We start from the raw sequence: 21632 nt of genomic DNA, 5'->3' as shown, positions 1-21632 counted from the left end.
TCATGCGCGACGCAAGGCCGCCATCCTCTGTGCATAGGCGGGAGAATTGTCTGTATCAGGCATGCGGCTAAAGCGAGGCCCTTGCAATTCTCAGGGAATTGCTGGCATTTTGCCCGTCCACATCGTCCGGCCGGGATGGGCCGGCAGCAATATTCGAGGCCCCGCGTCCGTGGGTCCGCTCAGGTCGAAAGCGGTAGCATTCATGCGTATTACTCTTGAACGGTCCAATCTTCTCAAGTCGCTCAATCACGTGCATCGGGTGGTCGAGCGCCGCAACACCATCCCGATCCTGTCGAACGTGTTGCTTCGGGCAGAAGGTGCGCAGCTTGACATGAAGGCAACGGACCTCGACCTCGAAATCACCGAGGCGACGCCGGCCATGGTCGAACAGGCTGGCGCAACGACCGTACCGGCGCATCTTCTCTACGAAATCGTGCGCAAGCTTTCGGATGGATCGGAAGTCCTGCTGTCGACCAATCCGGACGGGTCATCCATGACGGTCGCATCCGGACGATCCAAGTTTTCGCTGCAGTGCCTGCCGGAAGCCGATTTCCCGGATCTGACTGCCGGCAGCTTCAGCCACTCCTTCAAGCTGAAAGCCAGCGATCTCAAGATGCTGATCGACCGCACGCAGTTCGCGATCTCGACCGAGGAAACGCGGTACTATCTCAATGGTATCTTCCTACACACGATTGAAAGCCAGAATGCGCTGAAGCTGCGCGCCGTCGCGACCGACGGCCACCGTCTCGCGCGTGCCGATGTCGAGGCCCCATCCGGGTCCGAAGGAATGCCGGGGATCATCATCCCACGCAAGACGGTGGGCGAACTGCAGAAGCTCATCGACAACCCGGATCTGGTCATCACCATCGAACTCTCGGACGCAAAGATCCGCTTCACCATCGGTTCGGTGGTGATCACCTCGAAGCTGATCGATGGCACGTTCCCGGACTACCAGCGGGTGATACCCACCGCCAATGACAAGGAAATGCGCGTCGATTGCCAGACCTTTGCCCAGGCCGTCGATCGCGTGTCGACCATTTCTTCCGAGCGCGGTCGCGCGGTGAAGCTGGCTCTCAGCGACGGACACCTTATCCTAACCGTCAATAACCCTGACTCCGGAAGCGCGACCGAAGAAGTTGCCGTGGGGTACGAGAGCGACGCGATGGAAATCGGCTTCAACGCCAAGTATCTGCTCGACATTACCGCCCAGCTTTCGGGAGACGACGCGATCTTCATGCTTGCGGACGCCGGCTCGCCGACCCTGATCCGCGACACCGCCGGCGACGACGCGCTTTACGTGCTGATGCCGATGCGCGTGTAGCTAATGCTGGCATAAAGTTGTCGCCCAGCGCCATTTGGTCTTGTTTTTGCGACAAACAAGGCCAACATTGCCTTATGCGGATGAACCGCTGGTCAAGGTAGGGAGAGAGCAATGGCGCTTCGCCTGAAGGAACGGTTCGAAAAAAAGTTCGATGAGGAAATCCGTTTCTTCAAGGGCATGATGCAGGGGCCCAAGCAAGTTGGCGCGATTGTTCCGACTTCTTCTGTCACCGCCCGGAAGATGGCGAGCGTGATCGACACCCGTTCGGGTCTTCCCGTTCTTGAACTCGGTCCCGGTACGGGCGTGATAACGAAGGCGATTCTCGCCAAAGGTATCAAGCCGGAGAACCTCGTATCGATCGAATATTCGGCCGACTTCTACCAGCATCTCGTCGATAGCTACCCGGGCGTCAACTTCATTCACGGCGATGCTTTCGATCTCGAGAAGACGCTGGGGACGCGTCACGATCAGATGTTCGACAGCGTCATTTCGGCCGTGCCGCTTCTCAGCTTTCCGATGCCGCGGAGGGTCGAGTTGCTCGAGTCGCTTCTAGACCGTATCCCGGCCGGACGACCGGTCGTGCAGATTACCTATGGTCCGGTGTCGCCCGTGGTGGCGAAGCCCGGCAGCTACCACATCCAGCACTTCGACTTTATCGTGCGCAATATCCCGCCCGCCCAGTTGTGGATTTACCGTCGCGGCTAAGGTTTTCCGATGGTTGCCCTCTACATCACCCATCCACAGGTCCGGATTGATCCGACCGTGCCGGTCCCGCTATGGGGCCTTTCCGAGGTTGGCGTGGCGCGCGCGAACACCATCAAGGACCGTCCGTGGGTGGGCCGATTGCGTCGTATTGTGTCCAGCGCGGAAACCAAGGCGATCGAGACGGCGGAGATCCTGGCGTCGGTGACCGGCATCAACGTCGAGATCGTGGAAGCAATGCATGAGAATGATCGGTCGGCGACCGGCTTTCTAGCGCCGTCGGAATTCGAGGAGGCCGCCGACTGGTTCTTTGCCAATCCTGACAAGAGCTTCCACGGCTGGGAACGCGCCGCCGATGCGCAGAGCCGTATCGTCCGCGAGGTCATGTCCGTCCTCGACAACCACGATGCCTCTCACCCGATTGCCTTCGTTGGCCATGGCGCGGTCGGCACACTGTTGAAATGCCACCTGGCCGGCGTTCCGATTTCCCGTGCTCACGATCAACCTGGGGGCGGCGGCAATCTCTTCGCATTTTCCCTTGCGGACCGTTCCCTCTCGTGCGACTGGACCCCCATCGAGAACTGGCGGGAGAACGACAAATGGCCGCAAAGAACAGACTGATCGTCGGGCTCGACCTGCCGACTGTCGGCGAAGCCGAGGCGATCGTATCCACACTCGGAAACGCGGTGGGCTTCTACAAGATCGGTTACCAGCTAGCGTTCGCGGGCGGCCTTGAATTTGCCCGTGATCTCGCGCGGGACGGCAAGCAGGTGTTTCTCGACATGAAACTCCTGGACATCGACAATACGGTCGCGTCAGCCGTCGAGAACATCGTCAAAATGGGCATGACCATGCTGACCCTGCATGCCTATCCGAAAGCCATGAAAGCGGCGGTATCGGCGGCGGAAGGTTCCGGCCTCTGCCTGCTAGGGGTTACCGTGCTGACGTCGATGGACGAGCAGGACCTCTTGGACGCCGGTTATGAATACGATCCGCACACGCTGGTTCTACGGCGGGCCGAACAGGCATTGGCTGCCGGCATGGGCGGGATCGTGTGCTCCGCGGAAGAGGTTTCGGCCGTGCGTCGCATTATCGGTCCGGATCTCGCGGTGGTAACGCCCGGCATCCGGCCGGCCGGAGCCGAGAAAGGCGACCAGAAACGCGTTATGACCCCTTCCGAAGCCCTGCGTTCGGGATCGAGCCACTTGGTGGTGGCCCGTCCGATCGTCAAAGCCGCCGATCCGAAACAAGCCGCACTCGATATTCTTGCCGAAATGGCGGAGGTTCTCTAGCACCGGCTTGCACCGTTTCACCCGTTCATTTCCGCTCTGTATTCACCACCATCGGCGACAGGGCGCCCTCGAAACTGTTACCGCCGACCACATTGTCGATCGCCCGGTCTCGCGGATCCAGGCTGCTGCCGAAGGGGTATTTCGGATTGGGTTCGCAATACCATTTGCCGACATCGCGCTGGTTCAACCAGATCGCCGGGTAGGCAATAATGCTGGACTTGTAGATGAAACGGTTGTCGACAATGCGATTGTTGCGCGGCTCCTGGTGGCGGATGGTTCCGCCTTCACCGCAGTTGCGATAGACGAACACGCCACCCTTTTCAGGGTTTTCAAAGGTATTTCCAGAAATCACATTTCGTGCCGAGCCGTCGATCGCGATCATCTCCCGGCCGACTTTCATTGCGAAACGATTGCCAGAGATGACGTTTTCGGCAGACTCGGCGTCAAGGTAGATGGCGGTCTTCGAGGATTTGCCGCGGAATGTCGAATCGAGGACCGAGGAACGCGTGACACCCGGCCCGAAATAAAGCGGAATCCCTCCGGTCGAAGTCAGCGTGATCCTGTCCAGAACTATGCCAGTCGGCGCGTTCGACTGGGCGTTTGCCGTATGGTTTCGTTTGAGAGACGATTTCCGGACTTCCTCCGCTTCGCCGTTCGGCCCGAGACCGGTTAGACGGACATTCCCGATAATCTTGCAGTTCCTGATGGTTATGTCGCGAGGAACACTCCAGCCGGAGCCATCCTTCAGCTTTTGCGACCTCACAAGGAGCGTGGGGGCGCTGCCCCCATATTTGAGCTTGGTACTGCCGAGCGTCGCGCCGCGGCAATCGAGCGTCAGTCCCGACGCTGCCTCGCCCGCGAAAACCAGCTTACGCGTGATGACATCCTCGGGTTTCAGCTTGATGTCGCACTTGACGACGACACGGTCATCCTTGCCCTTCGGCGGGCTGCGCAGCTTGTCGTAAAAAGCCGCGTCGCAAGCCTCGGCTTTCGCATCGGTCGGGAAGCCGACATAGGATGCGATCGCCGCTGCGCATGCCAACAGCATCAGAGGAAGGGTGGAGGGTGCGGTCAGGGTTTTCAACGGGTTCTCCATGGACGCAATCGATCTGATTCGCAGTCTATCGGTTCAAATCTAACTCCGGGATGAACGATCTTGACCGCACAGGTGATTTATCCCAAAACCGCGTCGACCATAAAAACGGAGAGGACGACATGGCCAAGGGTTACTGGATTGCGCGAGTCGATGTCCGCGACACCGAGCGCTACAAGGACTACGTTGCTGCGGCCAAGCCAGCCTTCGAAAAATATGGCGCGAACTTTCTAGCGCGGGGCGGCAAGGTCGAAGTCCTTGAAGGGCCAGCCAGGGCGCGCAATGTCGTCGTTGAATTTCCGTCGCTTCAGGCTGCGGTCGACTGCTACAACTCGCCTGAATATCAAATCGCCGCCAAGATCCGGCAGGAGGTTGCCGATGGCGAGATCCTGGTCGTCGAGGGCGTCTGACAAAGCGTCGCTACGCCGCCTTTCCGCTTCACCTCGATCCGGGATTCGGCTAAGAAGCGGCGAGTAGAGCCTTCCTGCCTTCCAACACCGGGGATCTTGCCATGACCTTGTCCAATCTTCCGCCGCTCGTCACTGTTTTCGGCGGGTCGGGCTTCGTCGGGCGTCATGTGGTCCGGGCTCTGGCAAAGCGCGGGTACCGGATCCGGGTGGCGGTGCGCCGACCGGACCTTGCCGGCTTTCTGCAGCCGCTTGGAAACGTAGGCCAGATTTCCTTCGTCCAGGCCAATCTCCGCTACCGGTCGTCTATCGATGCCGCCGTGCGTGGCGCGGATCATGTGGTCAACTGCGTCGGCATTCTGTTCGAGAGCGGTCGCAACCGTTTTGACGCGGTACAGGATTTCGGTGCACGGGCCGTGGCGGAAGCCGCACGAACCGCCGGCGCCAGCCTCACCCATGTGTCCGCCATTGGCGCAAACGCAAAGTCGCAATCCCTTTATGCGGCCAGCAAAGGTCGGGCAGAGGACGCTATCCTGGCGACGAAACCGGATGCCATCATCCTGCGGCCGTCGATCATCTTCGGACCAGAAGACGGCTTCTTCAATAAGTTTGCGGCCATGGCACGCATAGCGCCCTTCTTGCCGCTCGTCGGCGGCGGCAAGACGAAATTCCAGCCGGTCTTCGTCGAAGATGTCGCGGAAGCCGTCGCACGGTCCGTTGACGGTCTCGTGGCGCCGGGCATTTACGAGCTGGGCGGGCGCGAAGTTCTGACCTTCAAGCAGTGTCTCGAGATGATGCTCGAAACCACCAACCGGCGCAAACCGCTGTTGCCGCTGCCGTTCGGCGTCGCCTCGTTGATTGGCAGCGTTGCCTCCCTCGTGCCATTCGTCGATCCGCCTCTGACAAGCGATCAGGTTACTCTTCTGAAGAGCGACAACGTCGTATCAGAGGCTGCGGTCAAGGAAGGAAGGACGCTGCAGGGCATCGGCATCCAGCCGACAATGCTGGCTTCCATACTGCCATCCTACCTCGTGCAGTATCGCCCCCACGGCCAATATACCGGCTCCGGGAAGGCCGCCTGACCGCCTGTCGGAACCTTCTCAACGGGTATTGCGTTGCAGGAAAGACGCAGCCGCATACAGCGCTGCGTTAACGCCGGATTCAACAAGAAACGCTATTGATGTTTTCGTTAGCAATGCGTAAACAGCGCGACACAATCGGGCCATCGGCACTCCTGTCGATCGGGCCTTCATCAGAACTTGAGGGTCAATCGCACATGGGCAAGTCAATCGCACTCTTTTTTGCGTGTGCGGCTCTGGTCATCATCGCAGGGTCCTTCGTGGCGCCGACGACAGTCGCCGCCAAAAAGGGCTGCGCTCCCGCCTACGGGGTAGATCCCTGCTCGACCGCATCCATTGCGCCGGCCAATTGAGCGCTGGGGAAGGCGGGATTAAAGTCCCGCCAGCAGGGCGATTAGCCCAACAAAACCAACAGCAATTCGCCACCACGCAAATGGTGCGTATCCGCGTTTCGAGACGAAGTTCAGGAGTGAACGAACGACGAGAAGCGCGGAAACGAAGGCTGCGACAAAGCCGATGGCAATGATTGCGCCGTCGTCGAAGGTCAGAGCCGACCGGTTCTTGTAGAGGTCGAGCGCAAAGGCGCCTGCCATGGTCGGCATGGCCAGAAAAAATGAGAACTCGGCGGCTGACCGCTTGTCCGCTCCGAGCAGAAGCGCACCGACGATGGTTGCTCCAGAACGGGACGTTCCCGGGATCATCGCGACGCACTGGCAAAGGCCGATCTTGAAGGCAAGCGACAGCGGATAATCCATCGCGTCGGTGTATTTCGGCTCCAGTTTCACTCTGTCAATCCAGAGCAGGACCAGACCACCGAGGATCAGGACGACGCAGATCAGCATCGGCGTCTCGAAGAGCACGGACTTGATGAAGCCGTGCGCCAGAGCGCCGATCACCGCTGCGGGCAAAAAGCCGACCAGTACCGACAGCACGAAGCGACGGCTCTTCGGGTCTGTTGGCAAAGACAACGCGACTTGCAGGAGTTTTGCCGTGTAGACCGTGAGGATCGCCAGGATCGCACCGAGCTGGATCAGGACCGCAAAGGTATTCCCGGGCGACTCAAAGCCCAAGAAGTGACCGGCGAGCAACACGTGGGCCGTCGATGAGACCGGTATGAACTCGGTCAAGCCTTCGATCAGGCCAAGAATCAGCGCACTGACAATCGACTGGTCTTCCATGTTTCTTCCTCTTTGGGCTGGGGTACGAACCGCCGGGAGGGCGCGATTCGCTTGTATTGGGAGGTAGGAGCACCTATAGCTTGGATGCCGCAACGATTGCCAGCGGCGCCGCGACAGTAACGCCTGTTGATGGCAAAAGAAGATCGAATTCGAGTTGTCATGCCCACCTTGTATCACCACCCGATGTCCGCGGCGTCACGGTTCATTCGGCTCGTCCTCTCGGAATACGGCTTTCAAGCCGAGCTCGTGGAAGAGCAAACCTGGGAAATGAGGCGGGAATTCCTGTCGCTTAATCCCGCCGGCACATTACCTGTGTATGTTGACGACAGCATGAGGGTGCTTGCAGGTGCCTTCGTCATCTCCGAATTCATTGACGAAACCCACGGCGTTCTCAAGCGGGACCGTCGCCTGTTCGCCGAAGACCCTTTCCAACGTGCCGAAATCCGGAGACTGACGGAATGGTTCCTGCACAAGATGGAGCAGGACGTGACCCGGCCTCTTGTGCGCGAGCGGGTCCACAAGCTCCAGATGCCACCGACACTCGGGGGAGGAGCGCCCGATTCCAAGGTCCTGAGGACGGCGCGCGGCAATATCCGCCAGCACCTGAAATATCTCTCGTGGCTCGCGGGCTCCCGGCCGTGGCTCGCCGGCGACCGGCTGAGCTACGCCGATCTCGCAGCCGGCGCTTCCGTCTCCGTCCTCGATTATCTCGGGGAAATTGAGTGGACCGAGGCGCCCGTGGCAAAGGACTGGTACCAGCGCCTCAAGTCGCGACCGTCCTTCCGCCCGCTGTTGACCGAACGCATCCGCGGCCTGACCCCGGTATCCCATTACGCGGATCTGGACTTCTAACGGAGGGGGACATGTCGCCATTGCCCCCGTCCGAGGCGAGCGACACCACTCGTGACCGCCTGACCTCGCTCATGAAAAGCGAGGCGACCGCGGCAGGCTTCGACATCTGCCGGATTACCCACCCGGACAGCATTCCAGATGCACCGGCCCATCTTCAGGCATTTCTCGAGGCGGGCCGCCATGGCACCATGACCTGGATGGACGAAACGCGGGAACGACGTGCCGATCCGCGGGTGCTTTGGCCGGATGTCCGTTCCATTGTGCTCTTCGGGATGAACTATGGCCCGGACAACGATCCCAGGGCGCTGCAGGAGCATCCGGAAAAGGCGGCCATTTCCGTCTATGCCCGCAATCGCGACTACCATGATGTGATCAAGGGAAAGCTCAAGGAAATCGCGACCCGTTTTGCTGCGCGAACCGGTGCCGACGTGAAGGTTTTCGTCGACACGGCGCCGGTGATGGAAAAGCCGCTCGCGGCGGCGGCGGGGATCGGCTGGCAGGGCAAACACACCAATCTCCTGAGTCGCGAGTTTGGATCCTGGCTCTTCCTGGGCAGCCTTTTCACCACCGCGGACCTCGTTTTCGACAAGCCGGAGGTTGATCATTGCGGCTCCTGCCGGGCCTGCCTCGATGCCTGCCCCACGGATGCGTTTCCCGCCCCCTACCAGATCGACGCCACGCGCTGCATTTCCTATCTGACGATCGAACACAAGGGTCCGATCGACAAGGCACTCCGCCCGCATCTTGGCAACCGGATCTACGGCTGCGACGACTGTCTGGCGGCCTGTCCGTGGAACAAATTCGCCCAGGCCGCACGGGAATTGAAACTGCGGGCTCGACCCGATCTGGAGGCGCCGGATATCGCTTTCCTTCTCACGCTTGACGATAAAGCGTTCCGGAGTTTCTTCTCCGGCTCGCCCGTCAAGCGTATCGGGCGCGACCGCTTCATCCGGAACGTTCTGATCGCCGCCGGCAACTCAGGACAAAGTGCGTTCGCACCTGCCTGCCTGGCGCTGCTCGACGATGCTTCGCCTCTGGTGCGTGGGGCAGCCGTCTGGGCCTTGCGATGTTTGTTGCCAGCGTCCGAGTGGGACGATCTTAGACAAAGCCGGGGCGAGGACGAAGATGGGATGGTGAGGGACGAGTGGACTACAGAGGAACACAGAACATGAAGGTGGCTATCTTTGGCGCGGGCTATTCCGGCACCGCAATCGGCGCGCTGTTTGCAGCGCAAGGTATTCCGGTCGTCGGTACCACGCGGTCAGCGAGCCGGTTCGGACAGCTGACCGAAGCCGGGATAAGTCCGGTTGTTTTTGACGGTGCGATGATCGGCGATCATTTGCTTGAGCACATGAAGGACGTGACGCATCTCGTGCAGTCGATCGCACCCGGTAGGGACGGCGACCCGCTTATCCGCCTTTTTGACAACGAGCCGAAGAGATTTCTGCCCCGCCTCCAATGGATCGCCTATCTTTCGACCGTGGGCGTTTACGGCGACCATAAAGGCGCCTGGGTCGACGAGGACACGGCCTGCCGACCTGTGTCGGATCGCTCGGTCGAGCGCGTCGAGGCTGAGCAGGCCTGGCAAACGCTGGCCGCAGGGCAGAGGATTCCGCTGTCGGTCCTGCGATTGTCGGGCATTTACGGGCCCGGCCGAAACGGCTTCGTGAACCTTGCCAACGGCACCGCCCGTCGTCTGGTCAAGAAGGATCAGGTCTTCAACAGAATCCGCGTGGAAGACATCGCGACCGCGACGGCTTTTCTCGCGCAGCGGCTTTACGACGGCATCATCAATGTCACCGATGACGAACCCGCGCCCCCGCAGGATGTGGTTGCCGAAGCTGCGCGGCTGATGGGCATCGAGCCTCCTCCGGAGCAGGACTTCGAAAGCGCCGAGCTCAGCCCAATGGCGCGATCTTTCTATGGCGAAAACAAGCGGGTCTCGAACGCCCGGCTGAAAGCTATGGGCTTCAAGTTCACTCACCCGAACTACCGGCAATCGCTCGCGGACATGTGGGCGAAAAAAAATTGGAACAAACCGCAGCAGACCGCGTTTTAAGCCTGAAATCTTCCTTCGCATCCAACCTAACGGCCCGTCCCCCTCGCCACCCGGAAGGATGCGGAGGAAGATTTTCCTCTTATTCAGGGTCGTTTCACCGCCTTTTTTGATAAACCTTCAAAATCGGCGCGATTTTTTTCGTGAACAGGCACTGTTCGCTGAAACCTAATTTCAGTTGCGGTTTTCTGCCTGAAATTTCAGCTCTTTTGTCCGACATATTGTTCATTCGGACATTCCGAGTCACACCCGCGATTATCACGAATGTTACATCCTGTAATATGTCGTGATCGCACTTAGCACGTTTTTGCCACTTTTCGACCGATTCAAGCCGAACCTTGCAAAATTAAGCTCCTCGCAAGGATGAAGGAAGACGAATTGGCGAATATCCGGAAATTCATGTTGACCGCTGTGACGATTGTCTTGGCTTCCGCAGGCATCAGCCACAGTGCATCGGCAGCAACGTCCTGTGGCGGTGCTTCCTGGTATGCCCTTCACTCGAAGACTGCTTCGGGTGAACGTATGAACCCGGCGCTCATGACAGCGGCCCACAAGACCCTGCGCTTCGGGACGAAGGTGAAGGTTACCAACCAGAATAACGGACGAAGCGTGGTGGTTCGCATCAACGACCGTGGCCCGTTCATCCGCGGCCGCGTTCTGGACCTCTCGAAGGCGGCCGCGCAGAATATCGGCATGGTCCGTTCGGGTCATGCTAAGGTCTGCTACGAAATCCTCGGCTGAGGCTCTACTGAAGGCTCCCTTGCTATGGAGCCTTTTCGGCTTTAGGACGCGAGCTTTGACAAGGAGTGCGTGATCCATGCGACTGGGCGGACGACTGGCCGGAGCAATCGAAGTCCTGGGCGATATCGAAGCCCGCAGGCGCCCTGTCGCCGATGCCCTGAAGGACTGGGGCCTGTCGCACCGCTTCGCGGGTTCCGGCGATCGGGCCGCCATCGGCAACATCGTCTACGATGCCCTTCGCATGAAACTGTCCCATGCCTGGCTTATGGATGACGACAGTCCTCTCGCACTGGGCTATGCCGTTCTCATCCGCCAATGGGGTTATTCCTACGATACGCTCGCCGCGGCGCTGGAAGGCGACAACTACGCGCCGGCCATGCCCTTGGCGCTCACCGGTGGAGCCTTCTTCCAGCGCACACTCGGCGAAGCGGCACCGCATATCCAGGCGGATATCCCTGAATGGCTTCTGCCGTCGTTCCAGGCGGAGTTCGGAAGCGACTGGCTTTCCGAGGCTCAGGCCCTTGCCACACGCCCGACGCTCGACCTTCGTGTCAACACGCTGAAGGCAGGCCGGGACAAGGTCTTGAAGGCGCTCCATGACACGGGCGCCCAACCGGCGCCGATCGCGCGTTTCGGCATGCGCATACCGGCTGGAGAAGGTCCTTCCCGCCTCCCTAACGTTACCGCTGAACTCTCCTTCCAGAAGGGCTGGTTCGAAGTTCAGGACGAGGGCTCGCAGATTGTGGCAGACCTCACCTGCGTGACCCCGGGCGAGAAAGTTCTCGACTTTTGCGCCGGCGGCGGCGGAAAGACGCTGGCAATGGCCGCCGCGATGGAAAACAAGGGGCAGGTGCACGCCTTCGACGCGGACAGCAAGCGGCTTGCTCCGATCATCGAACGTCTCAAGCGCGCCGGAACGCACAACGTGCAGGTTCACGACAAGGTCAAGGCTTTGGCGCCGCTTGAAGGACGCCTAGACAAGGTCCTTGTCGACGCTCCCTGCACGGGAACGGGTACCTGGCGCCGCCGGCCCGATACCAAGTGGCGGCTGACTGCCCGCAATCTGCAGGAGCGAACCGGCCAGCAGGCCGAAGCGCTTGCGGAAGCATCCAGGTATGTCCGACCAGGTGGTGACCTGATCTACGTCACCTGTTCCGTCCTACCGGAGGAAAACGGACAACAGGTTCGCGAATTCTGTACTCGAAACAGCGACTTCGAAATCGTCTCCGCCGAAGAAAGCTGGGGTAAGCTTTTCGGGCCGACCGCGCGCCAACCCTATTCCAGCAAGGATGGTTGCCTGACCCTTACCCCCGCGCGAACGGGCACGGATGGCTTTTTCTTCTGCCGCATGCGCCGGCGGGCTTAGGCGATCCCGTCGACGAATTTGACGGAAGTCCATACGAAACGTCGCTATACTGGAATATTTGACACTACTTTCTTTTTGCTCCAAGTAGGGCTGCCATTCAACGCAGTGACGCTCCGGCGTCGAAGGAGAGATCATGATCCGGAAAAGCAGTGTCCGCGCAACCCTGGCGCTTCTCGCGGCGACCGTGGTGTTCGCCGCGCCGGCGCGTGCCGAAACGACGCCCGATGCCGTGGTGAAGCATTATGCCGCCATGGCGCAGGCGAAATACGAGGACTCCCTGGCCACGGCCAAGTCCCTCGATGCTGCCATCGACGCCCTGATCGCCGCGCCGAGCGCTGAAACGCTGGGGGCCGCGAAGGCTGCCTGGATCGCGGCCCGCGTGCCTTACCAGCAGTCGGAAGTCTATCGCTTCGGCAACCCGATCGTTGACGACTGGGAAGGCAAGGTAAACGCCTGGCCGCTCGACGAAGGCCTGATCGACTACGTCGACGCTTCTTATGGAACGGAGAGCGACCAGAACACGCTCTACGTCGCGAATGTGATCGCCAACCCGGCCATCAAGATCAACGGCCAGGACGTCGATGCCTCGAAGATCACTCCGGAATTGCTTTCCGAAACGCTTCACGAGGCCGGTGAGATCGAGGCGAATGTCGCCACAGGCTACCACGCCATCGAATTTCTGCTCTGGGGTCAGGATCTCAACGGTACCGGCCCGGGCGCCGGCGCGAGACCCTACACGGATTTCGACACGACCAATTGCACTGGTGGCAATTGCGATCGACGTGCCGCCTATCTGAAGGCCGCTTCGGAGCTTCTGGTTTCCGACCTGGAAGAAATGGTCGCAGCCTGGCAGCCCGAAGGTGAGGCGACCAAGGCCGTGACGGAGGATCCGAAAGCCGGGATCAGCGCGATTCTTACGGGCATGGGCTCGCTTTCCTACGGCGAGCTCGCCGGCGAGCGCATGAAGCTCGGCGTCCTGCTTCACGATCCGGAAGAGGAGCACGATTGCTTCTCCGACAACACGCATGCCTCGCATCTTAACGATGCCGTCGGCATCCAGTCGGCCTATATCGGTGAATATGTTCGCGCCGACGGCTCGAAGATGACCGGACCGTCGCTCTCCGAACTTGTCGCGGCAAAGGATGCTGCCCTCGATACGGAAATGAAGGCCAAGCTGACGAAAACCCTGGACGCGATGAACGCGATGGCAAATCGTGCCGAGACCGTCGAGGCCTATGACCAGATGATCGGCGAAGGCAATGCGGAAGGCAACGCCACCGTTCAGGCAGCCATCGATGGCCTGATCGACCAGACCAAGACCATCGAACGCGTCATTGCGTCGCTGGACCTTGGCACGATCGAGCTTGAAGGTTCCGACAGCCTTGATAATCCTGAGGCGGTCTTCCAATAAGAAAAAAGGCGGGCTGCCGGTGCGATCCGGCAGCCCGACACTTCACATGACCGGCATCCTCTGCCACCGCCTTGTGTTGCTTCTAGCAGGATCGCTTTTCGTTCCTTCAGCCATAGGGGCCGAGCCCCTGGAGCACCGGAGCGATCTCACGCCCAAGGACGCAGCACGCGTCGAACGCGTAACACGGCCGACCACCGATTTCAGCAAACCGGAAGCCTTCGAACTCATGCAGGGCGGTGCCGGTACCTCGCGGCATCCACTGAGCAGCGACGCGTTTTCGCACTTTTCGACCAATATCACCTTTGCGGAAGAAGAGACTTTCAAGCTCGGCAACGCGCTCTTTCGCAAGCTGTGGGTCTCCTCCCCCTCCTCCACTCAGGCCTCAGACGGTCTCGGACCGTTGTTCAATGCACGGGCCTGCCAGAATTGCCATTTGAAGGACGGCCGCGGGCATCCACCGGAAGGTGGCGCCGACGCCACATCGATGTTCCTGCGTCTTGCCCGTCCAGCGCGAACCGAAGCGGAACGACAGGCGCTCGACAATCTCGATGTCGTGAACTTCCCGGACGCGGTCTATGGCAGCCAATTCCAGGATATGGCCGTACCCGGACTTGCATCCGAAGGCGAGATGACGATCCGCTACGAGGAGGTTGCCGTAACGTTAGGCGATGGCTCGGTCGTCTCCCTCAGAAGGCCAAGCTATGGTGTCTCCAACCTCGGCTACGGTCCAATCGGCGAAGAAACGACGCTGTCGCCCCGGATCGCCAATCCGATGATCGGTATGGGACTGCTGCAGGCGATCGCGGAGAGCGACATCCTTGCCAAAGCCGACCCGGAGGACGTGGACGGAGACGGCATCTCAGGGCGGGCCGCGCGGGCCCGCGATCATCGAAGTGGCGAACTCAAACTCGGCCGCTTCGGCTGGAAGGCGCAGAACGCATCCGTTCGGGATCAGAGCGCCAGCGCCTTCGCCGGCGATATCGGCATATCGAGCCCCGATGCGCCCCGCCACTTCGGCGACTGCACCGATGCGCAGTCGGCGTGCCTGGCGATGCCGACCGGCGTGCAAACCCGCCTTGGAGACACCGAGGCTCCCGATCCCGTTCTGGACCTCGTCACGTTCTACTCCGAGAACCTTGCCGTTCCTGCCCGGCGCAATGTCGACAATGACAGCGTCCTGGCGGGGAAGGCCGCCTTTTACAGGGCTGGCTGCATCAGCTGCCACACGCCCAAATATGTCACCAGCCGGCGGGCGGACAACAAGGCCCATGCCTTTCAACTAATCTGGCCCTATACCGATCTTCTGCTGCACGACATGGGCGAGGGTCTCGCCGACGGCCAGCAGGTCGGGGATGCAAGCGGCCGCGAATGGCGCACCCCGCCGCTCTGGGGCATCGGTTTGACCGACCGGGTCAATGGCCATACGTTCTTCCTGCATGACGGCAGAGCCCGCAACCTTGCAGAGGCCATCCTCTGGCACGGTGGGGAAGCCCAGGCTGCCCGCGATGCCTTCGCCCTTATGGACACCAGCACGCGTGCAAACCTCATCTCATTTCTGGAGTCCCTCTGATGTGGCCCTTTCCGAAACGATCCTTTGCTCTGCTGGCCGGTATCCTGCTGGCGCTTCCGGCCGTAGCGCAGGAAGGAGATGCCTTTGTCCCCTCGCTCGACGAGACGGCCGTACCTGGCGTCATGGAGAAAGCGGTCGACGGCTTCATCAGGCCCGGCTACCACGCCTTCCTCGAGTCGGCGCGGATCCTCGAGACGGATATGGCCGCCCTTTGCGCCACGCCCGACGATGAAACACTCGGCAAGGCCCGGCAAGGCTTCGAGGAAACCGTCCGGTCCTGGTCGCGCATCGAGATCGTGCGTGTCGGGCCCGTGATCGAACAAAACCGTTTCGAGCGCATCCTATTCTACCCCGACCGCAAAAGCACCGGCCTCAAGCAGGTGCAGGCAGCACTTGCCAAGAATGACGAGACGACGACCTCGGTCGAGACGCTCAAAGACAAGAGCGTTGCCATGCAGGGCCTCGGCGCCCTCGAATTTATCCTTTACGGCACCGGCAACGAGGAACTGACTGGGACGCCCGACAGCTATCGCTGCCGCTACGGGAAGGCGATTGCCGGCAATCTCGTGCGCCTCGGCTCCGAGCTGACGACCGCCTGGGACGATCCGCAGGGAGTATCGGCAGCATGGAAAGCGCCCGGACCTGATAACCCGGTCTACCGGGACGCACGGGAAGCGGTGACCGGGCTGCTCGGCGTTCTGGTCCATGGCGCGGAAGCGATCCGGGACCAGCGACTGGAGACCTTCTACAGGGGCCCGGATGCGGCCGCCTTTCCGAAACAGGCGATCTACTGGCGATCTGGCCTGACATTCGTCTCGATCTCGGAAAACCTCACGGGCCTGGACATGCTGCTCAAAGGTGCCGGAATGGCCGATTTGCTGGATCCCGGCGTCCGGTCGATCGTCACCTCGATCGACTTCGTGCTGAAATCCCTGATCCGCATCAGCCAGGATATCGATCCCGCCGTCGACCAGGCCGTCTCGGCAGAAAAGCCGCGCGCCAAGCTCGACTTTCTGCTGCTCAACAGTCGCGATCTCATCGTCCGTCTCAACGATGGCTATGGCGGCGCGATCGGCCTTGGAGCGGGCTTCTCCTTTTCTGACGGAGACTGACGATGGTGAGGGGAGCCTTGATCGACCGGCGCAGCTTCATGAGAGCGGCGGGTGTTGCTTTCGCCTCAACACTGTCCGCCCGGGGTGCCTTCGCGCTGGAGCGCAGCGACGCCGTCTACGCGTCCGGATATCGCGCACCCGACGGCACGTTCGGGCTTGCCCTTATGAGCGAGCAGGGCGCGTTCGTGGCACAGATCGACCTTCCCGGTCGCGTTCATGGCCTCTGTTATAGCGTGACTACTGGAATGACCGTCGCGTTTGCGCGTCGGCCCGGCACGTTTGCCATGGCCATTGACAGCCACGAGCGCACAAACCCCGTCATCCTCACATCCGTCGATGGGCGTCACTTCTATGGCCATGGCTGTTTTTCGCCGGATGGGCGCCGTCTCTATGCCAGCGAGAACGATTTCGAGGGCAATCGCGGCGTCATCGGCGTTTATGACGCTGATGACGGCTTTCGACGCATAGCAGAGTTCGACGCCTACGGGATCGGAACGCACGATCTTTCCGTGAGTGACGACGGCACCATGTTGATTGCCGCGAATGGCGGGATCGAAACCAGGCCGGAGTTCGGCCGAACAAAGCTCAATCTCGATCGGATGGAGCCATCGCTCGCCTTGATCGACGCCAACGACGGGCGGCTGATCGAAAAGCATACCCTTCCGGACAGGCTGCGCCAGCTTTCCACCCGCCATATCTCTCTGGCTGCAAACGGTGCCATCTGGTTCGCCTGCCAATATGAAGGGCCAAGGAATGACCTGCCGCCCCTCATCGGCCATTTTTCCAAAGGGGAAGATCTCCAGTTCGTCGATCTTCCGGATGAAATCACCGCCGGCCTCGCCAACTATGTCGGAGCTATAGCCGTCAACCGGCAGCGTGGACTTGTGGGCGCAACCTCGCCGAAGGGCGGGCTCGCGGTGACACTTGATGCCAAGAGCGGTCGGGTCATCGAACGGACGCGTCTACCCGACGCGGCCGGTATCGCCGCTGGCGGACACGATTTCGTCGTGTCCAGCTACCGCGGTAATTTTGGCTCAGTGCATCTCCCCGTCGCGTTCGATCAGCACATCGCACGCCTTTCCCAGCCTGCTTGACCTTGGAGATCAGGTACAACGCCCTATCTCGTCGCCATGAAACCAATTCTGACCTATATCGCCTTCATCGTAATCGTCGTCGGACTGGGAATGTTTTCCGGCCTGATCAATCCGCCCGGCGATTGGTACGCGACGCTGGAGAAGCCCTTTTTCAACCCGCCCGCCTGGCTGTTCGGACCTGTGTGGACGGCGCTCTATGTGATGATCGGTATCGCCGGTGCGCGGATATGGCTGAAAGCGCCGGCCTCCGCAGCGATGCAGGTGTGGTTTGGCCAGCTTGTCCTCAACCTTCTCTGGTCTCCGGCCTTCTTCAGGCTGCAAAGCCCGGCACTTGGCCTGGTGGTGGTTCTTTCCATGTTGGTGGCGGTGATCGCTTTCATCGTGCTTGCCCGGCGGATCGACCGTGCTGCCTCCTATCTCTTCCTGCCTTATGCCGCCTGGGTCGGATTTGCGGCCCTTCTCAATCTTTCGATCCTGATCCTCAACTGATTGGTTCCGCGCATCTTGCAGCCATCTCGGCAGCGTGCCAATTTCGCGGCCGCGAAAGGGGCAGATCATGATCGACAACGGCCACGGCGACTTCCACGAGCGGATCAGCCGGAGCTTCGAGCGTCAGGGCGCAATGCGCACCCTCGGGGCGGAATTGACACGTGTGACCCCGGGCGTGGTCGAAATCGAGTTGCCTTTCGATATGAAGCTCACCCAACAACACGGCATTCTCCACGCCGGCGTGATTTCCGCCGCGCTCGACAGTGCCTGCAGCTATGCCGCCTACACACTGATCGAACCGGAAGCCTCGATCCTGACCATCGAATTCAAGGTCAATCTCATGTCGCCAGGACGTGGCGAGCGGTTCCTGTTTCGCGGCGAGATCACCAAGCCGGGCTCGACAATCATCGTCGCAGACGGCCGTGGCTACGCCGTCAGCGATGGCCCCGCAAAACTGATCGCCTCGATGACGAGCACGCTGATGGTGATCCGAGGCCGCGAAGGGATCAGCGAATGACGTTCGAAATCAAATCCGTCGGCGGCAAGGATATCCTCTTCGTTATGGCCGTCGAAGCAGAGTACGGCCCTTTCCTCAAGTCGCGGATCGATCCGCTGATGACCGGCGTCGGCCCGGTCGAGGCGGCCGTCAAACTGACGCGCGCGCTCGCCGCGCTGGATGCACAAAAGGAACCGCCTCATCTGGTCGTATCGCTGGGTTCGGCAGGCTCCAGCATCCTCGAACAGACGGAAGTGTACCAGGTGAGCGCCGTCTCATACCGGGATATGGACGCATCCCCGCTTGGTTTTCCCAAGGGTCACACCCCGTTTCTCGACCTGCCGGCATCTGTCGAGCTGCCGCTGCGCATTCCGAAGCTTCCCGCCGCGACGTTGTCGACAGGCGCCAATATAGTATCTGGAGAGACTTACAAGGCGATCGACGCGGACATGGTCGACATGGAGACATTTGCGGTGCTGCGCGCCTGTCATGCCTTCAATCTGCCTCTGATCGGCCTTAGAGGTATCTCGGACGGGCGCCACGACCTGAAGCATGTCGATGACTGGAGGCAATATCTCCATGTCGTCGATCAGAAGCTTGCTCTTGCTCTTGATAGCCTGTTCGAAGCTCTTGAAGATGGCATATTCGGGCTGTAGGCCGCGCGGCCGACAATCGGGACAATTCTTCGATTGAAACAAGGATCGGTTTTCACTAAAGCCTCGCCATGACCCAGCCAGCACATCCAGACAGTGTCCTCATCGTCGATTTCGGCAGCCAGGTAACCCAGCTGATCGCGCGCCGTGTGCGCGAGGCGGGCGTCTACTGCGAAATCGCCCCGTTTCAGACCGCCGACACCGCGTTCAAGCGGATGAAGCCGAAGGCCGTCATCCTGTCGGGCAGCCCGGCGTCGACGCTCGACGAGGGCAGCCCACGCATAACGCAGCTGATCTTCGATAGCCGCGTGCCGGTGTTCGGCATCTGCTATGGCCAGCAGGCGATGTGCGCGCAGCTCGGCGGCAAGGTCGAAAGCGGCCACCATCGCGAATTCGGTCGTGCTTTCCTCGACATCGGCAAGGATTGCGCCCTGTTCGAAGGTCTCTGGTCGGCCGGCTCCCGGCACCAGGTCTGGATGAGCCACGGCGACCGGGTAACCTCTATACCGCCGGGTTTCGAGGTTGTCGCGACCTCGGCCAACGCGCCCTTTGCCTTCATCGCCGACGAGAAGCGTAAATATTACGCCGTGCAGTTCCACCCGGAAGTGGTGCACACGCCTGACGGCGCCAAGCTGATCGCAAACTTCGTGCACAAGATTGCCGGCATCAAGGGCGACTGGACCATGTCCGCCTACCGCGCAAAGGCGGTTCAAGCGATCCGCGATCAGGTCGGCGACAAGCGTGTTATCTGCGCACTTTCGGGCGGCGTCGACTCGTCGGTTGCCGCACTCCTGATCCACGAGGCCGTGGGCGACCAGTTGACCTGCATCCTCGTCGACCATGGACTTATGCGCAAGAACGAGGCGGCGGACGTCGTCGCCATGTTCAAGGAACACTATAACCTGCACCTCATCCATGTAGACGCCGTCGACAGGTTCGTCGGCGAGCTGGAAGGTGTCAGCGACCCGGAAACCAAGCGCAAGATCATCGGGCGTCTGTTTATCGAGACCTTCGAGGAAGAAGCCAAAAAACTCGGCGGCGCCGATTTCCTCGGCCAGGGCACGCTCTACCCCGACGTCATCGAAAGCGTCTCCTTCACCGGCGGCCCTTCCGTGACGATCAAGTCGCACCACAATGTCGGCGGACTGCCCGAGCGCATGAACATGCAGCTCGTCGAACCTCTGCGCGAACTCTTCAAGGACGAAGTGCGGGTGCTCGGCAAGGAACTCGGCCTGCCCGACTCGTTCATCGGCCGCCACCCCTTCCCGGGTCCGGGGCTTGCCATCCGCTGCCCTGGCGGCGTGACGCGCGAAAAGCTCGACATCCTGCGCGAGGCCGACGCCATCTACCTCGACGAGATTCGCAAGGCTGGTCTTTACGATGCGATCTGGCAGGCGTTCGCCGTTCTGCTGCCGGTCCAGACCGTCGGCGTCATGGGAGACGGCCGGACATATGAGTTCGTCTGTGCGCTTCGCGCCGTCACCTCTGTCGACGGCATGACCGCCGACTTCTATCACTATGACATGGAATTCCTCGGTCGTGCGGCGACCCGTATCATCAACGAGGTGCGCGGCATCAACCGCGTCGTCTACGACGTGACGTCGAAACCACCAGGTACGATCGAATGGGAATAAACAAAAGAAAAGAGCCGCTTCATACCTGAAGCGGCTCTGTTTTCTAGAGCGCAGATTAGTGGCGCTTCGACATCCAGTCGTCGATCTCGCGTTCGGCCGTTTCTTTATCCTTGCCGTACTGCTCCTGCAGCTTGCCGGCAAGCTTTTCGCGGTTGCCGTTGATCTGGTCGAGGTCGTCATCGGTGAGCTTGCCCCACTGAGCCTTTGCCTCACCCTTGACCTGCTTCCATTTGCCTTCGATCTGATCCCAGTTCATGTGATGTCTCCTTCTGTTTCTACCGCCCTGACAACGGCCGGATGATACAGAAGGTTCCATTGCTCAAATAAACGGACGGCGACCCGCTGGGGACGCTTCCCAACCCGCCAGTTCCTGCAGCCCGGTTTCGTCAAGGATCTCGCAGCCCCGCTCCAGCCAACGCACCATGCCGCGCTGCTGCAGCTTGCGCAGCGTCTTGTTGGTGTGGACGATCGAAAGGCCCAGCGTGTCGGCCACGTGCGTCTGGGTGATCGGGAGTGCTCCATTGATGCCAGCCTGGCGCCGCAGTGATTTGGCCCGCATGGACAGGAATGCCAGAAGATAGGCCGCCCTCTCGATGGCCGACCGGCGACCGACGCTCAGCAGATGTTCGTCGAGTATCCGCTCCTCCTGTGCCGCGATCCACGTGATGTCGTAGGCGAGACCGGCATGCTTGCGATAGAGCTCGCCGATCTTTTCCTTTTCAAAGATGCAGAGCTTCATCGGTGTCAGCGCTTCGACCGAATGCTGCATCTCGTCCAGGAGTGCCGACTGCAGTCCCATAAGGTCGCCGGGAAAGAGGTAGTTCAGGATCTGGCGCCGGCCGTCCTCGAGCAACTTGTAACGAAAGGCCATGCCGGAAAGGACTGTGTAAAAATGCGGGCCATGGCTGGCCTGCGCGACGATCGTCGTACCCCTGTCGGTAATCAGTTCGCCCTTCTTGAAGCCCTCCATGAAGTCGAGTTCAGGCTCCGTAAACTCACGAAACGGACTGCACTCTCTCAGAGGACATTCGTGGCACGGCACCCGAGCTGCGTGATGCACAACCTGCCGAGCCATTACGGATGCAT

General features: G+C 60.5%; 23 protein-coding genes. 19 read left to right on the top strand and 4 right to left on the bottom strand.

The window, feature by feature from the left end:
- The first annotated feature begins 202 nt into the window (after positions 1–202).
- From dnaN to pyrF, 4 genes are all read left to right on the top strand, one after another.
- Positions 203–1321 (top strand): DNA polymerase III subunit beta, encoded by a 1119-nt coding sequence (gene dnaN, locus J5J09_RS03195; RefSeq protein WP_208548250.1) that lies wholly within the window; start codon positions 203–205, stop codon positions 1319–1321.
- Positions 1322–1432: 111 nt separating this feature from the next.
- Complete coding sequence (pmtA, locus tag J5J09_RS03190) at positions 1433–2026, top strand: phospholipid N-methyltransferase PmtA (RefSeq protein ID WP_208548249.1); 594 nt, start codon at positions 1433–1435, stop codon at positions 2024–2026.
- 9 nt (positions 2027–2035) lie between these two features.
- Entirely contained in the window at positions 2036–2644 is a 609-nt protein-coding gene (locus J5J09_RS03185) for a histidine phosphatase family protein (protein ID WP_208548248.1), read from the top strand.
- Positions 2623–3315: an orotidine-5'-phosphate decarboxylase gene (pyrF, locus tag J5J09_RS03180; protein ID WP_208548247.1), complete on the top strand. Its 693-nt coding sequence runs from the start codon at positions 2623–2625 to the stop codon at positions 3313–3315. The genes J5J09_RS03185 and pyrF overlap by 22 nt, the downstream gene beginning before the upstream one ends.
- A 25-nt stretch (positions 3316–3340) precedes the next feature.
- Here pyrF and J5J09_RS03175 read toward each other — a convergent pair whose 3' ends face one another.
- A complete protein-coding gene (locus J5J09_RS03175; protein WP_208548246.1) occupies positions 3341–4399 on the bottom strand; it encodes a right-handed parallel beta-helix repeat-containing protein in 1059 nt (352 codons plus the stop codon).
- 131 nt (positions 4400–4530) lie between these two features.
- On the opposite strand from J5J09_RS03175, the gene J5J09_RS03170 reads away from it, so the two are divergent.
- The gene (locus J5J09_RS03170; RefSeq protein ID WP_208548245.1) at positions 4531–4818 is read left to right on the top strand and encodes a DUF1330 domain-containing protein; all 288 of its coding nucleotides are present in this window, start codon (positions 4531–4533) and stop codon (positions 4816–4818) included.
- A 101-nt stretch (positions 4819–4919) separates the two neighbouring features.
- Positions 4920–5897, top strand: a complete 978-nt coding sequence (locus J5J09_RS03165; protein ID WP_208548244.1) for a complex I NDUFA9 subunit family protein — start codon at positions 4920–4922, stop codon at positions 5895–5897.
- Positions 5898–6265: 368 nt separating this feature from the next.
- Here the strand turns inward: J5J09_RS03165 and J5J09_RS03160 are convergent, their stop codons facing one another.
- Positions 6266–7072: an undecaprenyl-diphosphate phosphatase gene (locus tag J5J09_RS03160; RefSeq protein WP_208548243.1), complete on the bottom strand. Its 807-nt coding sequence runs from the start codon at positions 7070–7072 to the stop codon at positions 6266–6268.
- Positions 7073–7231: 159 nt separating this feature from the next.
- On the opposite strand from J5J09_RS03160, the gene J5J09_RS03155 reads away from it, so the two are divergent.
- The 13 genes from J5J09_RS03155 to guaA all read left to right on the top strand — a co-directional run bounded on the left by J5J09_RS03155 (position 7232) and on the right by guaA (position 20546).
- Complete coding sequence (locus tag J5J09_RS03155; protein WP_208548242.1) at positions 7232–7924, top strand: glutathione S-transferase family protein; 693 nt, start codon at positions 7232–7234, stop codon at positions 7922–7924.
- A gap of 11 nt (positions 7925–7935) precedes the next feature.
- On the top strand, positions 7936–9096 hold the full coding sequence (gene queG, locus J5J09_RS03150) for a tRNA epoxyqueuosine(34) reductase QueG (RefSeq protein ID WP_208548241.1): 1161 nt from the start codon (positions 7936–7938) through the stop codon (positions 9094–9096).
- Entirely contained in the window at positions 9093–9983 is an 891-nt protein-coding gene (locus J5J09_RS03145; protein WP_208548240.1) for an SDR family oxidoreductase, read from the top strand. The genes queG and J5J09_RS03145 overlap by 4 nt, the downstream gene beginning before the upstream one ends.
- 375 nt (positions 9984–10358) lie before the next feature.
- The gene (locus J5J09_RS03140; RefSeq protein WP_246745780.1) at positions 10359–10721 is read left to right on the top strand and encodes a septal ring lytic transglycosylase RlpA family protein; all 363 of its coding nucleotides are present in this window, start codon (positions 10359–10361) and stop codon (positions 10719–10721) included.
- Positions 10722–10797: 76 nt separating this feature from the next.
- Positions 10798–12087, top strand: coding sequence for an RsmB/NOP family class I SAM-dependent RNA methyltransferase (locus J5J09_RS03135; protein WP_208548239.1), 1290 nt, complete (start codon positions 10798–10800; stop codon positions 12085–12087).
- A 136-nt stretch (positions 12088–12223) separates the two neighbouring features.
- Positions 12224–13498 carry an imelysin family protein gene (locus J5J09_RS03130; protein WP_208553009.1) on the top strand — a complete coding sequence of 425 codons (1275 nt, stop codon included), beginning with the start codon at positions 12224–12226 and terminating at the stop codon, positions 13496–13498.
- Between the two features lie 46 nt (positions 13499–13544).
- Positions 13545–15068 carry a di-heme oxidoredictase family protein gene (locus J5J09_RS03125; RefSeq protein ID WP_208548238.1) on the top strand — a complete coding sequence of 508 codons (1524 nt, stop codon included), beginning with the start codon at positions 13545–13547 and terminating at the stop codon, positions 15066–15068.
- Positions 15068–16180 carry an imelysin family protein gene (locus J5J09_RS03120; protein ID WP_208548237.1) on the top strand — a complete coding sequence of 371 codons (1113 nt, stop codon included), beginning with the start codon at positions 15068–15070 and terminating at the stop codon, positions 16178–16180. The genes J5J09_RS03125 and J5J09_RS03120 overlap by 1 nt, the downstream gene beginning before the upstream one ends.
- 2 nt (positions 16181–16182) lie before the next feature.
- Positions 16183–17274: a DUF1513 domain-containing protein gene (locus J5J09_RS03115; RefSeq protein ID WP_208548236.1), complete on the top strand. Its 1092-nt coding sequence runs from the start codon at positions 16183–16185 to the stop codon at positions 17272–17274.
- Between the two features lie 36 nt (positions 17275–17310).
- The gene (locus J5J09_RS03110) at positions 17311–17763 is read left to right on the top strand and encodes a TspO/MBR family protein (protein WP_208548235.1); all 453 of its coding nucleotides are present in this window, start codon (positions 17311–17313) and stop codon (positions 17761–17763) included.
- A 67-nt stretch (positions 17764–17830) separates the two neighbouring features.
- Positions 17831–18280, top strand: coding sequence for a PaaI family thioesterase (locus tag J5J09_RS03105; RefSeq protein ID WP_208548234.1), 450 nt, complete (start codon positions 17831–17833; stop codon positions 18278–18280).
- Positions 18277–18915 carry a 5'-methylthioadenosine/S-adenosylhomocysteine nucleosidase gene (locus J5J09_RS03100; protein ID WP_208548233.1) on the top strand — a complete coding sequence of 213 codons (639 nt, stop codon included), beginning with the start codon at positions 18277–18279 and terminating at the stop codon, positions 18913–18915. Before J5J09_RS03105 ends, J5J09_RS03100 begins: the two co-directional genes overlap by 4 nt.
- Positions 18916–18983: 68 nt before the next feature.
- The gene (gene guaA, locus J5J09_RS03095; RefSeq protein ID WP_208548232.1) at positions 18984–20546 is read left to right on the top strand and encodes a glutamine-hydrolyzing GMP synthase; all 1563 of its coding nucleotides are present in this window, start codon (positions 18984–18986) and stop codon (positions 20544–20546) included.
- A 55-nt stretch (positions 20547–20601) separates the two neighbouring features.
- On the opposite strand, the gene J5J09_RS03090 is transcribed toward guaA, so the two are convergent.
- Positions 20602–20802: a CsbD family protein gene (locus J5J09_RS03090; RefSeq protein ID WP_208548231.1), complete on the bottom strand. Its 201-nt coding sequence runs from the start codon at positions 20800–20802 to the stop codon at positions 20602–20604.
- A 63-nt stretch (positions 20803–20865) separates the two neighbouring features.
- A complete protein-coding gene (locus J5J09_RS03085; protein WP_208548230.1) occupies positions 20866–21621 on the bottom strand; it encodes a Crp/Fnr family transcriptional regulator in 756 nt (251 codons plus the stop codon).
- Between the last annotated feature and the right edge of the window lie 11 nt (positions 21622–21632).

The organism is Ciceribacter sp. L1K22 (genome assembly GCF_017599385.1).
Taxonomy (GTDB): domain Bacteria; phylum Pseudomonadota; class Alphaproteobacteria; order Rhizobiales; family Rhizobiaceae; genus Allorhizobium.
The sequence above is the reverse complement of the archived record's forward strand: the minus strand, read 5'-3'. Positions and strand labels throughout refer to the sequence as shown.

Excerpts from the sequence above, each read along its gene's own strand:
- dnaN (WP_208548250.1), top strand. The coding sequence starts at position 203 with ATGCGTATTACTCTTGAACGGTCCAATCTTCTCAAGTCGCTCAATCAC.
- pmtA (WP_208548249.1), top strand. The coding sequence starts at position 1,433 with ATGGCGCTTCGCCTGAAGGAACGGTTCGAAAAAAAGTTCGATGAGGAA.
- J5J09_RS03185 (WP_208548248.1), top strand. The coding sequence starts at position 2,036 with ATGGTTGCCCTCTACATCACCCATCCACAGGTCCGGATTGATCCGACC.
- pyrF (WP_208548247.1), top strand. The coding sequence starts at position 2,623 with ATGGCCGCAAAGAACAGACTGATCGTCGGGCTCGACCTGCCGACTGTC.
- J5J09_RS03170 (WP_208548245.1), top strand. The coding sequence starts at position 4,531 with ATGGCCAAGGGTTACTGGATTGCGCGAGTCGATGTCCGCGACACCGAG.
- J5J09_RS03165 (WP_208548244.1), top strand. The coding sequence starts at position 4,920 with ATGACCTTGTCCAATCTTCCGCCGCTCGTCACTGTTTTCGGCGGGTCG.
- J5J09_RS03160 (WP_208548243.1), bottom strand. The coding sequence starts at position 7,072 with ATGGAAGACCAGTCGATTGTCAGTGCGCTGATTCTTGGCCTGATCGAA.
- J5J09_RS03155 (WP_208548242.1), top strand. The coding sequence starts at position 7,232 with ATGCCCACCTTGTATCACCACCCGATGTCCGCGGCGTCACGGTTCATT.
- queG (WP_208548241.1), top strand. The coding sequence starts at position 7,936 with ATGTCGCCATTGCCCCCGTCCGAGGCGAGCGACACCACTCGTGACCGC.
- J5J09_RS03145 (WP_208548240.1), top strand. The coding sequence starts at position 9,093 with ATGAAGGTGGCTATCTTTGGCGCGGGCTATTCCGGCACCGCAATCGGC.
- J5J09_RS03135 (WP_208548239.1), top strand. The coding sequence starts at position 10,798 with ATGCGACTGGGCGGACGACTGGCCGGAGCAATCGAAGTCCTGGGCGAT.
- J5J09_RS03125 (WP_208548238.1), top strand. The coding sequence starts at position 13,545 with ATGACCGGCATCCTCTGCCACCGCCTTGTGTTGCTTCTAGCAGGATCG.
- J5J09_RS03120 (WP_208548237.1), top strand. The coding sequence starts at position 15,068 with ATGTGGCCCTTTCCGAAACGATCCTTTGCTCTGCTGGCCGGTATCCTG.
- J5J09_RS03115 (WP_208548236.1), top strand. The coding sequence starts at position 16,183 with ATGGTGAGGGGAGCCTTGATCGACCGGCGCAGCTTCATGAGAGCGGCG.
- J5J09_RS03110 (WP_208548235.1), top strand. The coding sequence starts at position 17,311 with ATGAAACCAATTCTGACCTATATCGCCTTCATCGTAATCGTCGTCGGA.
- J5J09_RS03105 (WP_208548234.1), top strand. The coding sequence starts at position 17,831 with ATGATCGACAACGGCCACGGCGACTTCCACGAGCGGATCAGCCGGAGC.
- J5J09_RS03100 (WP_208548233.1), top strand. The coding sequence starts at position 18,277 with ATGACGTTCGAAATCAAATCCGTCGGCGGCAAGGATATCCTCTTCGTT.
- guaA (WP_208548232.1), top strand. The coding sequence starts at position 18,984 with ATGACCCAGCCAGCACATCCAGACAGTGTCCTCATCGTCGATTTCGGC.
- J5J09_RS03090 (WP_208548231.1), bottom strand. The coding sequence starts at position 20,802 with ATGAACTGGGATCAGATCGAAGGCAAATGGAAGCAGGTCAAGGGTGAG.
- J5J09_RS03085 (WP_208548230.1), bottom strand. The coding sequence starts at position 21,621 with ATGGCTCGGCAGGTTGTGCATCACGCAGCTCGGGTGCCGTGCCACGAA.